The 16,338-nt window shown below is 76.5% G+C and carries 1 protein-coding gene; it reads right to left on the minus strand.

The genetic code is table 11. The features are described from left to right. Window positions 1-34: 34 nt before the first annotated feature. Window positions 35-16,318, minus strand: coding sequence for a type I polyketide synthase (locus ACLJT4_RS24005; RefSeq protein WP_411125033.1), 16,284 nt, complete (start codon window positions 16,316-16,318; stop codon window positions 35-37). Between the last annotated feature and the right edge of the window lie 20 nt (window positions 16,319-16,338).

A 16,338-nucleotide genomic window follows, 5' to 3' on the forward strand; every position in this document is an offset into this window, starting at 1 on the left:
ATGTGGTGCGCGCGTGCGGCGGGGGTCGAGCGGGTCAGGAGTCCGCCTGCCGGCCGAGTTCGTGGTCGATGAAGGCGAGGACCTCGTCGGCGCTCGCCGCTTCGATGCGGGCGTCGACGGTCGGCCCGCCGTCGTCCTGCCGGGTGCCGTCCCATTGGGCCAGCAGGTGCCGCAGCCGGCCGACGACGCCCTGGCGGGTGGTTTCGTCCACGGCGTCCGGCGTCAACTCGGCCGCGATCCGGTCGAGTTCGGCCAGCGGGGACCGCTCCGGGTCGGCGCTGGCGGTGGCGGCGCCGGGCAGCGTCGAGTGGAGGTGCCGGGCGACCGCGAGCGGCGTCGGGTGGTCGAAGACGAGCGCGGCCGGCAGCCGGGTCCCGGTGGCCGCGGCCAGCCGGGTCCGCAGTTCGACCGCCATCAGCGAGTCGAAGCCCATCCGGTTGAAGTCCCGTTCGGCCGGAACGGCGTCCAGCCCGGTGTGCCCGAGCACCGCGGCCGTCTCGGTGCGGACCAGGTCGAGCAGTGCCCACTCCCGCTGGGCGGGGTCCAGGGCGGCCAGTCGTCGGGCCGGTCCACCACCGTGCCCGGCCGCGGCCGCCGTGCGACGCCGGCCGCGCACCAGGACCCGCAGCAGCGCGGGGACCCGGCCGTCGCCCGGTGCGGCGGGGCCTTGGGCGAGGCGGGTCGCCACGGTGAGCCCGGCGCCCCGGGCGCCGGCGGCGTCGAAGAGGGCGAGGCCCTGGGCGGGGGTGAGCGGCGGCATTCCGGAGCGTTCCAGGCGGGCCAGGTCGGCGGCGCCGAGGGTGCTGGTCATGCCGGCGTCCGGTCCCCACGGCCCCCACGCCAGCGAGAGGCCGGGCAGGCCCCGGGCGGCGCGGTGGGCGGCGAGCGCGTCGAGGAAGGCGTTGGCGGCGGCGTAGTTGCCCTGGCCGGGGCCGCCGGTGACGCCCGCGACCGAGGAGTACAGGACGAAGCCGGCCAGGTCGAGGCCGCGGGTGGCTTGGTGCAGGTGCCAGGCGGCGTCGGCCTTCGCGCGCAGCACGCGGTCCAGCCGTCGGGGCGTCAGCGCGCCCACGGTGGCGTCGTCCAGCACGCCGGCGGTGTGCACGACGGCGGTCAGCGGGTGCTCCGGCGGCAGCTGGGCGAGGAGTGCGTCCAGGGCGGTGCGGTCGGATGCGTCGCAGGCGGCGACGGTGACCTCGGCGCCGAGCCCGGCCAGTTCGTCGCGCAGTGCGGTCGCGCCGGGCGCGTCCGGGCCGCGGCGACCGGCGAGCAGCAGGTGCTTGACGCCGTGTCCGGTGACCAGGTGGCGGGCCAGGACACCGGCCAGTCCGCCGGTGCCGCCGGTGAGCAGGACGGTGCCGTCGCGGTCCCAGGCCCGCACCGGGTGCGGGGCGGAGGCGTCCGGCCCGTCGACGGCCCGGGTCAGTCGGGCGACGGTCAGCGCACCGCCGCGCACCGCGACCTGCGTCTCGCCGGCGTCGAGGAGGGCCGTCAGGGCGTCCGGTGCGGCGGCGTGGAGGGCGCCCGTGGGGTCGGCGGGGTCGAGGTCGAGGAGCAGGAAGCTGCCCGGGTGTTCGGACTGCGCCGAGCGGACCAGTCCCCACACCGGGGCCGCCGCCAGGTCGGCCACGTCCTCCGCCCCGGCTGCCACGGCGCCGCGGGTGACGATGACCAGGCGCGCGTCCGCGGTGCGGGCGTCGGCGGTCCAGCGCTGGAGCAGTTCCAGCACCGCCGTGGTGGTGGTGCGCACCGCGGCGGGCAGGTCGCCGTCCCCGGGCGGCGCGCCGAGCAGCGGTGCAAGGACGAGCGGGGGCGGCGGCGCACCGCCGTCCAGCAGTGCGGCCAGGGACGCGAAGCGCCCGGGCCCGTCGCCGGTCGTCCACAACTCCGGTTCCACAGCCGTGAGTTCGTCACCGAGCACGGCGTACGGGAGCCGGTCGCCGCCGGTGTGCGCGGCCTGGGGCACGGGCACCCAGTCCACGTCGAGCAGGGTCGCGCCGCCCTCGGCCGTCCCGGCCTCCGACTGCTCGACGGTGGGCGTGCCCAGGGTGAGCCCGGTGACGGAGACGACCGGTGCGCCCTGCGGGTCGGCGGCCTCCAAGGTCCAGGTGTCCGCGCCGTTGGGGGTGAGGCGGACCCGCAGGGCGGTGGCGGACGCGGCGTGCAGGGCGAGGCCCCGCCAGCCGAGGGCGTCCCGGGTGGGGTCGCCGTCCAGCAGGCCGCCGGCGCGGACCGCGGTGTCCAGGAGCGCCGGGTGCAGCGCGAACGCCCGCTCCGCCGGGCCGGGTTCGGGCAGCTCGATCTCGACGCAGAGTGCGTCGCCCCGCTGCCAGGCCGCCGTGAGCGCGGCCGGGCCGGTGGTGGCGGGCGGGGCGTCGAGCGGCACGGCGTGCTCCGGTGGCCAGACGGTGTCGGGCCTCGGGGGCTGCGGGGTGTCGGGGGTGAGGACCGCGGTGGCGTGCAGCGTCCAGGGGGTGTCGGGGGCGTCGTCGGGTCGGGCGTGCACGGACAGCGCGCGCCGGCCGGTGTCGTCGGGGGCGGCCACCCGGACCTGGAGGCGCTGGGCCTCCGCGCCGGTGAGGACGAGCGGTGCGGCGACGGTCAGTTCCGCCACCGTCGGGCAGTCGGCCCGGTCTCCGGCGTGGACGGCGAGTTCGGCGAGGGCCGCGGCCGGCAGGACGGTGCGGCCGTCCTCCTCGTAGGCCGCGAGCCACGGCTGGTCGGTGGTCGACACCCGGCCGGCGAGCAGGACCTCCGCGGATCCGGCGACCGTGGTCGCGGCCCCGAGCAGCGGGTGCCGCCCGGCTTCCAGGCCGAGCCCGCCGGCGTCGCCGGGCGCCCGTGCGGCGGGCGAGGGCCAGTACCGCTCGCGTTGGAAGGCGTAGGTGGGCAGGGTGATCCGCCGCCCGCCGGTGCCGGCCAGGACCGCGGTCCAGTCGATGTCCACGCCGGCCACGTGGAGTCGGGCGGCGGCGGTGAGGGCGGTGCGCTCCTCGGGGCGGCCCTTTCGCAGGACGGGTACCACTGCGGCGTCCGTGTCGGGCAGGCAGGCCGCGGCCAGGGCGGACAGCACGCCGTCGGGGCCGATCTCCAGGAACGCGGTGGCGCCGCGCCCGGCCAGGGTCCGGACGCCGTCGGCGAACCGCACGGTGGCCCGGACGTGCCGGACCCAGTGGTCGGCCGCGCACAGCTCCTCCGCCGTGGCCACCTCGCCCGTCATGTTGGACACCACGGGCAGGCGCGGCGGGTGGTACTCCAGACCCTCGGCGACGGTCCGGAAGGCGTCCAGCATCGGATCCATCAGCGGCGAGTGGAAGGCATGACTGACCGTCAGCCGGCGGGTCCGCCGCCCCCGCTCCACCAACTGGTCCACGACCCGCGCCACGGCCGCCTCCGCCCCGGAGACCACCACCGACAGCGGCCCGTTGACCGCGGCGATCGCGGTGCCCTCGACGAGCAGCGACGCCACCTCCGCCTCGGCCGCCGCCACCGCGACCATCACGCCACCCGCGGGCAACGCCTCCATCAAGCGGGCCCGCGCCACCACCAACCGGCACGCGTCCGGCAACGAGAACACCCCGGCCGCATGGGCCGCCGCGATCTCGCCGATCGAATGCCCGGCCACGTACTCCGGCCCGACCCCCCACGAGGCCACCAGCCTGAACAGCGCCACCTCCACCGCGAACAGCGCCGGCTGCGTGAAGCGCGTGCGGTCCAACAGCTCCGACGCCTCGCCCCACATCACCTCCCGCAGGGACACGTCCACACCGGCAGCGGCGCCCAGTTCCGCGTCCAGCAGCGCCACGACCTCGTCGAAGGCCGCCGCGAACACCGGGAAGGCGGCGTGCAGTTCCCGCCCCATCCCCGGCCGCTGAGCACCCTGCCCCGAGAAGAGGAACGCGGTGCCGCGTTCCCGGGCCTCGGCGCGGGCGGCCTCGGCGAGGCCGTCGGGCGTGGCCAGCAGGACCGCCCGGTGGTCGAAGGTGGCGCGGCTGGTGACGAGCGAGTGGGCGACGTCGGCGGGCGGCAGGCCCGGGTGCCCGGCGGCGAACGCCCGCAGCCGCGCGAGCTGCGCGTCGAGCGCGGTGGCCGAGCGGGCCGAGACGACCCACGGGAGGACGGCGGGCGTCCGGGTGGGGTGGTCGGCGGGGGCCGCGGGGGTGGGCCCGGCCGGCGGCTGCTCCAGGATGACGTGGGCGTTGGTGCCGCTGATGCCGAACGAGGAGACCCCGGCCCGGCGCGGACGATCGGTCCGCGGCCAGGCGGTGCGCTCGGTGAGCAGCCGCACCGCGCCCGCCGACCAGTCGACCCGGGTGGAGGGCTCGGTGACGTGCAGGGTGCGCGGGAGCGTGCCGTGTCGGAGGGCCAGCACCATCTTCATCAGGCCGGCGGCGCCGGCGGCGGCCTGGGTGTGGCCGAGGTTGGACTTCACCGACCCCAGGAGCAACGGACGGTCCGGGTCGCGGTCCTGACCGTAGGTGGCCAGGAGCGCCTGGGCCTCGATCGGATCGCCCAGGGTGGTGCCGGTGCCGTGCGCCTCGACGGCGTCCACGTCGGACGGGGACAGGCCCGCGCTGGCCAGCGCCTGACGGATCACCCGCTGCTGAGACGGACCGTTCGGCGCGGTCAGACCGTTCGACGCACCATCCTGATTGACCGCCGAACCACGCACCACCGCCAGGATCTCGTGACCGTTGCGGACCGCGTCCGAGCGGCGTTCGACGACGAGGACGCCCACGCCCTCGGACCAGCCGGTGCCGTCGGCCGTGTCGGAGAACGCCTTGCAGTGGCCGTCGGGTGCCAGACCGCCCTGGCGGGTGAAGCCGGCGAAGCTGGTGGCGGTCGTCATGACGGTGACGCCGCCGGCCAGGGCCAGGGTGCACTCGCCGGCGCGCAACGCCTGGACGGCCCAGTGCAGGGCGACCAGCGACGAGGAACAGGCGGTGTCGACGGTGACCGCGGGGCCCTCGAAGCCGAAGGCGTAGGCGAGCCGGCCGGAGAGGACGCTGGCCGCCAGTCCGGTGCCGGCGTGCCCCTCGACGTCCTCCTGGGCGCGCAGCACGAGGCCGGCGTAGTCCTGGCCGTTGGTGCCGACGAAGACGCCGGTGCGGGTGCCACGCAGCCGGGCCGGGTCGGTGCCGGTGCGTTCGACGGCTTCCCAGGCGGTTTCCAGCAGGAGCCGCTGTTGGGGGTCCATCGCGAGGGCCTCGCGCGGGGAGATGTCGAAGAAGCCGGCGTCGAAGTCCGCGGCGTCGTGGAGGAATCCGCCGACCCGGGTGGCGCTGTGGCCGTGGCCGTCGCCGGCGAGCAGGTCGAGGTCCCAGCCGCGGTCGGTGGGGAACGCGTCGATGCCGTCGCGGCCCTCGGTGAGGAGCTGCCAGAGGTCCTCGGGCGAGGTGACGCCGCCGGGGAAGCGGCACGCCATGCCGACGACGACGATCGGGTCGTCGTCCGGCGCGATGGTCGGTGCGGGCGGTGTCGCGGCGGCGGCTTCGGGCCGGGCGCCGGTGAGTTCGGTCAGCAGGTGGTCGGTGAGCGCCCGCGGTGTGGGGTGGTCGAAGACGAGGCTGGGCGGCAGGGCCAGACCGGTGGTCGCCGCCAGGGTGCGGCTCAGCTCCACCGCGGTCAGCGAGTCGAAGCCGAGGTCGCGGAAGGGCTTGTCGGCCCGGATGGCGTCGGTGCCGGTGTGGCCGAGGACCGCGGCGGCCGTGGTGCGGACGACGCGCAGGAGGGCGGCCGGGCGGCCGGCGGCGGCCGTGCCGGCCAGTTGGTCGCGCAGGTCGGCCGCGGCGCCGGCGTGTCGGCGGTGCGCCTCCTGGACCGCGCGGGCCGCGGTGCGGGCCGCCGGCAGTCGGCTCAGGAGCGGGCTGGGGCGCAGGGCCAGCAGGGATTCGAGCAGGTGGGGTTGTTGGAGGTCGGCGAGGACGAGGGTGGGCTGCGGTTCGGTCACGGCCCGGGCCAGGGCCGGGACGGCGACGTCCGGTTCGAGCAGGCCGACCGGGTCGGCGCCGGGGCGGGCGGGCCGGGCGGCCATGCCGTCGCCGGCCCAGGCGCCCCAGGCGAGCGAGGTGGCGGGCAGGCCCTGGGCGCGGCGGCGTTCGGCGAGTGCGTCGAGGACCGCGTTGGCGGCGGCGTAGCCGGCCTGGCCAGGGTTGCCGACCGCGCCGGCGACGGACGAGAACAGGGCGAAGACCGCCAGGTCGGTGTCCCGGGTCAGCTCGTCGAGGAGGACGGCGGAGGCGACCTTGGCGCGGAAGACCGGGGCGAGCCGGTCCGGGGTGAGGCCGGTCAGCGCGCCGTCGTCGAGCACGCCGGCGGTGTGCACGACGGCGGTCAGCGGGCAGTCCCGCGGGACGTCGGCGAGGACCCGGGTCAGTTGTTTCCGGTCGGCGGCGTCGCAGGCCACGAGGGTGACGCGGGCGCCGAGGGCGGTGAGTTCGGCGGTCAGCTCGGCGGCGCCGGGCGCGTCGGGGCCGCGGCGGCCGAGCAGCAGCAGGTGGTCGGCGCCGCGGGCGGCGAGCCAGCGGGCCACGTGCCGGCCGAGCGCCCCGGTGCCGCCGGTGATCAGGACGGTGCCGGTCGGCTGCCAGGCGGCGTCGGGGGCGCCCTCGGGGGCGGGTGCCGGGGTGAGGCGACGGCCGTGGGCGCCGGTGGCGCGCAGCGCGATCTGGTCCTCGTCGCCGGCTCCGGCGAAGACGGCGGGCAGGCGCTGTGCGGTGCGCTCGTCGAGTTCCACGGGCAGGTCGAGCAACCCGCCCCAGTGCTGCGGGAGTTCGAGGGCGGCGACCCGGCCGAGGCCCCAGACGGCGGCCTGGGCGGGGGCGGTCGGCCGGTCGTCCGGGAGGGCGGCGACGGCACCGCGGGTGACGACCCACAGCGGGGCCGGGCAGGCGGTGTCGGCGACGGCCTGCACCAGGGCGGCGGTGGCGGTCGTGCCGGCCGGCAGCGCGTCGTCGCCGGCGGTCTCGTCGAGCGCGAGGAGGGAGACCACCGCGGTCGGGGCGGTGTCGTGCGCCGCCGCGGTGAGGAGGGCGCCGAGCGCGGCCCCGTCGGTGCCGTCGGTCGGCACGTCCACCCGGTGGGTGTCCGGGCCGAGGGCGGCGACGACCGTGGTGCTCCACGGGTCGTCGGCGAGGGCGGCGGGCACCAGCACCAGGGCGCTGCCGGGGTGCCGCGTGGTGTCGAGGGGCAGCGGCTCCCAACCCTCCCGGTAGCGAAGGGCGTTGGCGGCGGCGTCGGCGCGGTGCCGGGTGCGCCAGGCGGACAGCGCGGGCAGGACGGCGCCGAGCTGAGCGTCGTCGACGGCCAGGCGGGCGGCCAGCTCGTGCACGTCCGTGCGTTCCACCGCGGCCCAGAACTGCGCGTCCGCGGCGTCGGCGGTGCCGTGCTCGGCGGCCAGCTCCGGCCAGAACCGCTCGCGCTGGAACGGGTAGGTCGGCAGGTCGGTGCCGTGCGCCCCGGTGCCGGCCAGCGCGGCGCCCCAGTCGACGTCGACGCCGGCCACGTGCAGCCGGGCGAGGCCGGTGAGCAGGGCGGTCGGCTCGTCCCGGTCCTTGCGCAGGGCAGGCACCACCACGGCCTCCGCGTCGGGCAACGCGGCCGCGGCCAACGCGGACAGCGCCCCGTCCGGGCCGACCTCCAAGAACGCGGTCACCCCCCGGTCGGCGAGGGTCCGCACGCCGTCGTGGAACCGGACGCCCGCCCGGACGTGCCGCACCCAGTACTCGGCCTGGGACAACTCGCCCGCCGCGGCCACCGCACCGGTCACGGTGGACACCACCGGAATCCGCGGCTCCGCGAAGGCGAGGCGCTCCACCACCGACCGGAACGCATCCGACATCGGGTCCATCAGCGGCGAGTGGAACGCATGGCTGACCGACAGGCGACGGGTCCGGTGACCGCGCTCCACCAGTCGGTCGACCACCCCCGCAACGGCCGCCTCCGCCCCGGAGACCACCACCGACTCCGGCCCGTTGACCGCGGCGATCGCCACGTCCTCGGCCAACAGCGGCACCACGTCCTGCTCGGCGGCCGCCACCGCCACCATCACGCCGCCCGCCGGCAACGCGTCCATCAGCCGGGCCCGCGCCACCACCAACCGACAGGCATCCGCCAACGACAAGACGCCGGCCGCCTGCGCGGCCGCGATCTCTCCCACGGAATGCCCGGCGACGTACTCCGGCCTGATCCCCCACGACGACACCAACCCGAACAGCGCCACCTCCACCGCGAACAACGCCGGCTGGGTGAAGAGCGTCCGGTCCAACGCCCCGCGGTCATCCCCCCACATCACCGCACGCAGTGACGCGTTCGCGCCCGGACCGGCGGCCAACTCCGCGTCCAACAACGCGACGACCTCGTCGAACACCGCCGCGAACGCCGGGAACGCGGTATGCAGTTCCCGCCCCATCCCCAGCCGCTGGGCCCCCTGGCCGGAGAACAACAACGCGGTGCGGTGCGGGGTCGCGGTGCCCCGGGCCACCTCGCTCAGGGCGGCGCCGTCGAGCGTCGGTCCGTCGCCGGGGGCGAGCAGGACGGCGCGGTGCTCGAAGAGGGTGCGGCCGCCGGCCAGGCTGTGCGCGGCGTCCAGGGGCGCGAGGGCGGGGGCGGCGGCGCGCAGCCGGTCCACCTGGGCGTCGAGGGCGGCGGGGGTCCGCGCGGAGACGGGCCAGGCCACCACGGGCGGCGCCGCACGGTCCGCCGGGGCGGGCTCGGCCGGTGGCTGTTCCAGGACGACGTGGGCGTTGGTGCCGCTGATGCCGAACGAGGAGACCCCGGCCCGGCGGGGCCGCTCGGTCCGCGGCCACGGGATCGCTTCGGTGAGCAGCCGTACCGTGCCGTCCGACCAGTCCACGTGCGAGGACGGTTCGGTGACGTGCAGGGTCCGCGGCAGGGTGCCGTGCCGCATGGCCATGACCATCTTGACCAGGCCGGCCGCGCCGGCGGCGGACTGGGTGTGGCCGATGTTGGACTTCACCGACCCGAGCAACAGGGGCAGTTCGGGGTCGCGGTCGGTGCCGTAGGTCGCGATCAGCGCCTGGGCCTCGATGGGGTCGCCGAGCGGGGTGCCGGTGCCGTGCGCCTCGACGGCGTCCACGTCGGACGGGGACAGGCCGGCGTTGGCGAGGGCCTGGCGGATCACCCGCTGTTGGGCCGGGCCGTTGGGCGCGGTCAGGCCGTTGGAGGCACCGTCCTGGTTGACGGCGGAACCGCGGACCACGGCGAGGACGCGGTGGCCGGCGCGCCGGGCGTCGGAGAGGCGTTCCAGAACGAGGACCGCGGCGCCCTCGGACCAGCCGGTGCCGTCGGCGGAGTCGGAGAACGCCTTGCAGCGGCCGTCCTGGGCGAGGCCGCCCATCCGGGAGAAGCCGGTGAAGTTGGCCGCCGTGGTCATCACGGTGACGCCGCCGGCCAGCGCCATGGTGCACTCGCCGGCGCGCAGCGCCTGGGCGGCCAGGTGCAGGGACACCAGGGAGGAGGAGCAGGCGGTGTCCACGGAGAGCGCCGGTCCCTCCAGGCCGAGGGCGTAGGCGAGGCGGCCGGAGACGACGCTGACGGCGAGGCCGGTGGTGGCGTGGCCGGCGATGTCGTCGCGGGAGCGCATGACGAGGCCGGCGTAGTCCTGGCCGCTGACGCCCATGAAGACGCCGGTGTGGCTGCCGCGCAGGGTCTGCGGGTCGATGCCGGCGCGTTCGGCGGCCTCCCAGGCGACCTCCAGGAGGATGCGTTGTTGCGGGTCCATGGCGAGGGCCTCGCGCGGCGAGATGCCGAAGAACGCGGCGTCGAAGTCGGCGACGTCGCGGAGGAAGCCGCCCTGGCCAGCCGGGGCTCCGGGCGCACCGCCGAGCGGCGGGTGGCGGTCCCACTCGCGGTCGGCGGGGAAGCCGGTGATCGCGTCGGTGCCGGCGGCCACCAGGTCCCACAGGTCTTCCGGCGATCCGACGCCGCCGGGGAAGCGGCAGCTCATGCCGACGATGACGATCGGGTCGCGGTCCGTCGCGACGGCCGGTGCGGTGGCGGCGACGGGCGTCGGGGCGTCCGCGCCGAGGAGTGCGTCGTGGAGGTGGTCGACGAGCCGTTCGGGGGTCGGGTAGTCGAAGATCAGCGTGGCGGGCAGGGTGAGGCCGGTGGCCTTGCCGAGGCGGTTGCGCAGTTCGATGGCGGTCAGCGAGTCGAAGCCGAGCTGCCGGAACTCCCGGCGGGCGTCGACCGCGTCGGCGGAGCCGTGGCCGAGGACGGTGGCGGCTTCGGCGCGCACCAGTTCCACGAGGAAGGGGGCGCGTGCGTCCTCCGGGAGGGTGGCCAGGCGTTCGGCCAGGCCGGCACGGAGCACGCCGGCGGAGCCGGCCCGGGCGCGGCGGCCGGCGGTGCGGACCAGGCCGCGCAGCACCGCGGGGACGGCGGCCGCGGCGGGCGGTGTGCCGCCGGTCGGGCCGAGGGGGACGATCAGCGGTTCGTCGGCGGCGGTGGCGGCGTCGTACAGGGCGAGGCCGCGGGCCGCGGAGAGCAGCGGCTGGCCGCCGGCGTCGCTGACCCGGTGCAGGTCCTGGTCGCTCAGCCGGCCGGTCATGCCGGCGTCCCGTTCCCAGGCGCCCCAGGCGAGCGAGGTGGCGGGCAGGCCGTGCGCGCGGCGGTGGGCGGCGAGCGCGTCGAGGAAGGCGTTGCCGGCGGCGTAGTTGGCCTGGCCCGGGCCGCCCATGACGCCGGCGGTGGAGGAGTACAGCACGAACGCGGTCAGGTCGTTCTCGCGGGTGAGGTCGTGCAGGTGCCAGGCGGCGTCGACCTTGGGCCGGAGGACGGTGCTGAGGCGGTCGGGCGTGAGGGAGGTGAGGATGCCGTCGTCGAGGACGCCGGCGGTGTGCACGACGGCGGTGAGCGGGTGCGCGTCGGGCACGGTGGCCAGCAGCGCGGCGAGGGCGGGGCGGTCGGCGACGTCGCAGGCGGCGAGGGTGACGTCGGCGCCGAGCGCGGTGAGTTCGGCGTGGAGTGCGGCGGCGCCGGGTGCGTCGGGCCCGCGGCGGCCGGCGAGCAGCAGGTGGCGGGCGCCGTGCTCGGTGACCAGGTGGCGGGCGAGCAGGCCGGCCAGGCCGCCGGTGCCGCCGGTGATCAGGACGGTGCCGTCGGGGTCGGGCGGGCGGGGCACGGTGAGCACGATCTTGCCGATGTGCTGGGCCAGGCTCATGTGGCGGAACGCCGCGCCGGCGCGCCGCACGTCCCAACTGCGCACCGGCAGCGGGGTGAGGGCTCGGCGGTCGAAGAGGTCGACGAGGTCGCGCAGCATCTCCTGGATGCGGGCGGGGTCGACCGTGCCGAGGTCGAAGGACTGGTAGGAGAGGCCGTCCGGGATCGTGTCGGCCTCGCGGATGTCGGTCTTGCCCATCTCCAGGAACCGTCCGCCGGTGCCGAGCAGCCCCATCGAGGCGTCGACGAACTCACCGGACAGCGCGTTCAGGACGATGTCGAGGCCGCCGTCCCCGGCGGTCCCGGCGAAGGCGGTCGCGAAGTCGAGGGTCCGGGACGAGGCGAGGTGGTCCTCGGAAACGCCGAGCCCCCGCAACACCTCCCACTTGCCTTCACTCGCCGTCGCGAACACCTCGGCACCGAAATGGCGGGCGATCTGGATCGCGGCCATACCGACGCCACCGGCACCGGCATGCACCAGCACCTTCTCCCCCGCCCGCAACCCGCCCAACTCCGTCAGCGCGTAATAGGCCGTCAGGAACACCAACGGAACGGAGGCGGCGGTCTCCCATGACCAGCCGGCGGGGACGGGGGTGAGCAGGCGTGCGTCGGTGATGCCGAGCGGCCCGAAGCCGCCGAAGAGCATGCCCGTGACGCGGTCGCCGGGGGCGAGGGTCGCGACGTCCGGCCCGACCTCGACGACCACGCCGGCCGCCTCCGAACCGAACAGCCCGGCGTCACCCGGATACATGCCGAGCGCGTTGAGCACGTCCCGGAAGTTCAGGCCCGCGGCCCGGATGCCGACGCGGACCTCGTGGCCGGTGAGGGGGCGCCGGGCCTCCGGGTGGGGTTGCAGCGCGAGGCCGTCGAGGCTGCCCTTGGCGCGGCTGCCCAGGCGCCACGGCGTGCCGGGCGGCGGGACGAGGCCGCGGCCGGACTCCAGCCGGGCCAGCCGGCCGACGCGGACCGTGCCGGCGCGCACCACGGCCTGGGGTTCGTCGGTGTCGAAGAGGGCCGGCAGGAGCGGGAGTCGGGCGGCGGACTCGGGGGCGTCGTCGAGGTCGACGAGCAGCAGTCGGCCGGGGTTCTCGGACTGGGCGGCGCGCACCAGACCCCAGAGCGGGGCGGCGGCCAGGTCGTCCGGGCCGGTCTCGCCGTCCGCGACGGCGCCGCGGGTGACGAGCAGGAGCCGGGACCTGGCGAACCGGTCCTCGGCGAGCCATTCCTGGAGCAGGGCCAGGACCGTGCGGGCCAGGTCGTGGGCGGCTCCCGCTCCGCGGTCGGTGGCGCCGCGCAACGCCACCGCGACGACGTCGGGCACCGGCCGGTCGGCGCCGGTGGTGAGCGCGGTGAGGGTGGTGACGGGCGGGCGGAGGTCCGCGACGGTGTCGGGGCCGGCGGCGGTGAGGGAGGCGGTCAGGCCGAACGGGTCGGCGCCGAGGACGGCCCAGGTGGCGGGGGCGGCGGGGGCGTGGACGGTGCGGGGCGTCCAGTCCATGCGGAAGAGGGAGTTGACGTCGAAGCGGTCCTCGGTGCCGGTGTCGGGGCCGGCGGCGCGCAGCGTGAGGGATTCGACGGAGACGACCGGGCGGCCCTGGGGGTCGACGGCGGTGATCTCCACGGCGTCGGTGCCGCAGGCGGTGATCCGCACGCGCAGGCAGGCCGCGCCGGAGGCGTGCAGGGAGGCGCCGTTCCAGGCGAACGGCAGCAGGCTGCGGTCGTCGCCATCGGCGGAGGCGAAGAGGGTGCCGTGCAGGACGGCGTCGAAGAGGGCGGGGTGCAGGCCGAACGCGTCGGCGTCGGTGACGCCGTCCGGCAGTGCCACCTCGGCGTAGATCTCGGTGTCCCGGCGCCATACGGCGCGCAGGCCGCGGAAGACGGGTCCGTAGGCGAGTCCGTTGGCGCGGTAGCGGTCGTAGAGGCCGTCGATGTCGACGGCCTGTGCGTCGCGGGGCGGCCAGGTGGTGGTGTCGAAGGGCAGGACGTGGGCGCCCTCGGTGATCCGGCCGGTGGCGTGCTGGGTCCAGGGGGCGTCCTGGTCGTCCCCGGGCCGGGTGAAGAACCGCAGGTCGCGGCCGCCGTCGTCCGGGTCGGCGGGGCCGACCGCGATCTGCATCTGGACGGAGCCGGTGGCGGGCAGGACCAGCGGGGCAGCGAGCATGAGTTCCTCGACGCGGTCGCAACCGACCTGGTCGGCGGCGCGGACGGCCAGTTCGAGGAAGCCGGTGCCGGGGAAGAGGACCATGCCGCCGACGGCGTGGTCGGCGAGCCAGGGGTGGGTGGCGAGCGACAGGGTGCCGGTCAGGAGGAGTTCGTCGGATCCGGCGACGGACATGGCGGCGCCGAGCAGCGGGTGGTCGGCGGCGGTCAGTCCGAGGCCGGTGGCGTCGGCCGGCCGGTAGGTGGTCTTGGGCCAGTAGCGCTCGTACTGGAAGGCGTAGGTGGGCAGGTCGGTGCGGCGGGCGCCGGTGCCGGCGTAGAACGCCGTCCAGTCCACCGGGGCGCCGGCGGTGTGGAGCCGGGCCAGGGCGGTGACCGCGGACCGCTCCTCGTCGCGGTCCTTGCGCAGCAGGGGCACGGTGACGGCGTCCGGGGCGGACTGCTGGGCGAGTGCGGCGAGCGTGCCGTCCGGGCCGAGTTCGAGGAAGAGGCCGACGCCGGCGGCGGTGAGGGCGCGGACGCCGTCGGCGAACCGGACGGCCTCGCGGACGTGCCGGACCCAGTAGTCGGCCGATTCGAGTTGGCCGGCGTCGGCGAGCGTGCCGGTGAGGTGGGAGACCACCGGGATCTGCGGCTCGTGGTAGGTCAGGCCCTCGGCGACGGTGCGGAACGCGGCCAGCATCGGGTCCATCAGTGGCGAGTGGAAGGCGTGGCTGACGCGGAGCCGGGTGGTGCGGCGGCCCGCTTCGGCCAGGCGGGCGGCGACGGCGAGGGTGGCGGCCTCGTCGCCGGAGAGGACCAGCGCGGTCGGGCCGTTGACCGCGGCGAGCGCGACGCCGTCGGCGAGCAGCGGCGTCACCTCGTCCTCGGTGGCCTCGACGGCCACCATGGCCCCGCCGGGCGGCAGTTGCTGCATGAGCGCGGCGCGGGCGGCGACCAGGCGGCAGGCGTCCTCCAGGGACAGCACCCCGGCGACGTGCGCGGCGGCGATCTCGCCGATCGAGTGGCCGGCCACGAAGTCCGGGGTGACGCCCCAGGATTCGACGAGGCGGTACAGCGCGACCTCGACGGCGAACAGCGCCGGCTGGGCGGAGCCGGTCTCGTTCAGGGCGGCGGCGTCGGTGCCCCAGATGACGCCGCGCAGGTCGCCGTCGAGTTCGGCGTCGAGGAGGTCCACGGTGGCGTCGAGGGCCTGGGCGAACACCGGGAAGCGCGCGAACAACTCGCGTCCCATGCCGAGGCGTTGGGCTCCCTGGCCGGAGAAGAGGACGGCCCGGCGGGTGCGTCCGGCGACGTGTCCCTCATGGCTGTCGGCGGCCGTGTCGTGCGCCAGCCAGGCGGTGAGGGCGGCGCGGCCGGCCACGCCGTCCGGGCCGGTGACGACGGCGAGCCGGTGCTCCAGGGCGGCGCGGGTGGTGGCGAGGGAGAACGCGGTGTCCAGCGCGGTGGGCGCGCGGTCGGCGTCGAGGTGGTCGAGGAGTGCGGCGACCTGGTCGCGCAGGGCGGGGCCGGTGCGGGCGGAGAGCAGCCAGGGCAGGGACCGTACGGTGCGGGCGGGGGCGTCGGGGGCGGCCGGGGTGGCGGCGTCGGGGGCCTGTTCGAGGACGACGTGGGCGTTGGTGCCGCTGACGCCGAAGGAGGAGACGCCGGTGCGTCGGGGGCGGCCGGTGGTGGGCCAGGGGCGGGCGTCGGTGAGGAGTTCGACGTTGCCGGCGCTCCAGTCGACGTGCGTGGAGGGCCGGTCGACGTGCAGGGTCTCCGGGAGGACGCCGTGCCGCATCGCCATGATCATTTTGATCACGCCGGCGATGCCGGACGCGGCCTGGGTGTGGCCCAGGTTCGACTTGATCGAGCCGAGCAGCAGGGGGTGCGTGCGGTCCTGGCCGTAGGTGGCCAGGATGCTCTGCGCCTCGATGGGGTCGCCGAGCGGGGTACCGGTGCCGTGCGCCTCGACGGCGTCCACGTCGGACGGGGACAGGCCGGCGTTGCCGAGCGCCTGGCGGATGACCCGTTGCTGCGAGGGGCCGTTGGGCGCGGTGAAGCCGTTGGAGGCGCCGTCCTGGTTGACGGCGGAGCCGCGGACCACGGCGAGCACCGGGTGGCCGTTGCGCTGCGCGTCGGAGAGGCGTTCCAGCAGCAGCACGCCGGCGCCCTCGGACCAGCCGGTGCCGTCGGCGGCGTCGGCGAACGCCTTGCAGCGGCCGTCCCTGGCCAGTCCGCCCTGGCGGCTGAACTCGACGAGCGAGCCCGGGGTGGCCATCACGTTGACGCCGCCGGCCAGGGCCATGGTGCACTCGCCGCCGCGCAGCGCCTGCACGGCGAGGTGCAGGGCGACCAGCGACGACGAGCAGGCGGTGTCGACGGTCAGCGCGGGGCCTTCGAGGCCGAGGGTGTAGGAGAGGCGTCCGGAGGCGGCGCTGGCGGCGATGCCGGTGCCGACGTCGCCGGTGGCGTCGTCCAGGGAGCGGACGAGCAGGTAGGCGTAGTCCTGTCCGTTGGTGCCGATGAACGCGCCGGTGCGGGTGGCGCGCAGGGTCGTGGCGTCGATACCGGCCCGCTCGACGGCTTCCCAGGCGGTGGTCAGCAGCAGCCGCTGCTGGGGGTCCATGGTGAGCGCCTCGCGCGGGGAGATCCCGAAGAACCCGGGGTCGAAGTCGGCGATGCAGTCCAGGAACCCGCCGCGCTGGCTGACCACGGTGTCGCGGGCGTCGGTGCCGCTGTTGCGCAGCGCCGCCAGGTCCCAGCCGCGGTCCTCGGGGAAGCCGGAGATCACGTCGGCGCCGGCGGCGACCGTCTCCCAGAGCGCTTCGGGCGAGTTGACGGCGCCGGGGAAGCGGCAGGCCATGCCGACCACGGCGATCGGTTCCGTGGCCGCCGCGACCAGCATCCGGTTCTGCCGCCGGAGCCGGTCGGTCTCCTTGACCGCGGCGCGCAGGGCGGTGACTACGTTGTTGTCTGGGGTGTCGGGCGCGTTCATCGTCTGCTCCACCAATCGCG

Origin of the sequence: Streptomyces sp. x-19 (assembly GCF_046549115.1) — a bacterium.
Lineage (GTDB): Bacteria > Actinomycetota > Actinomycetes > Streptomycetales > Streptomycetaceae > Streptomyces > Streptomyces albulus_C.

Excerpts from the sequence above, each read along its gene's own strand:
- ACLJT4_RS24005 (WP_411125033.1), bottom strand. The coding sequence starts at position 16,318 with ATGAACGCGCCCGACACCCCAGACAACAACGTAGTCACCGCCCTGCGC.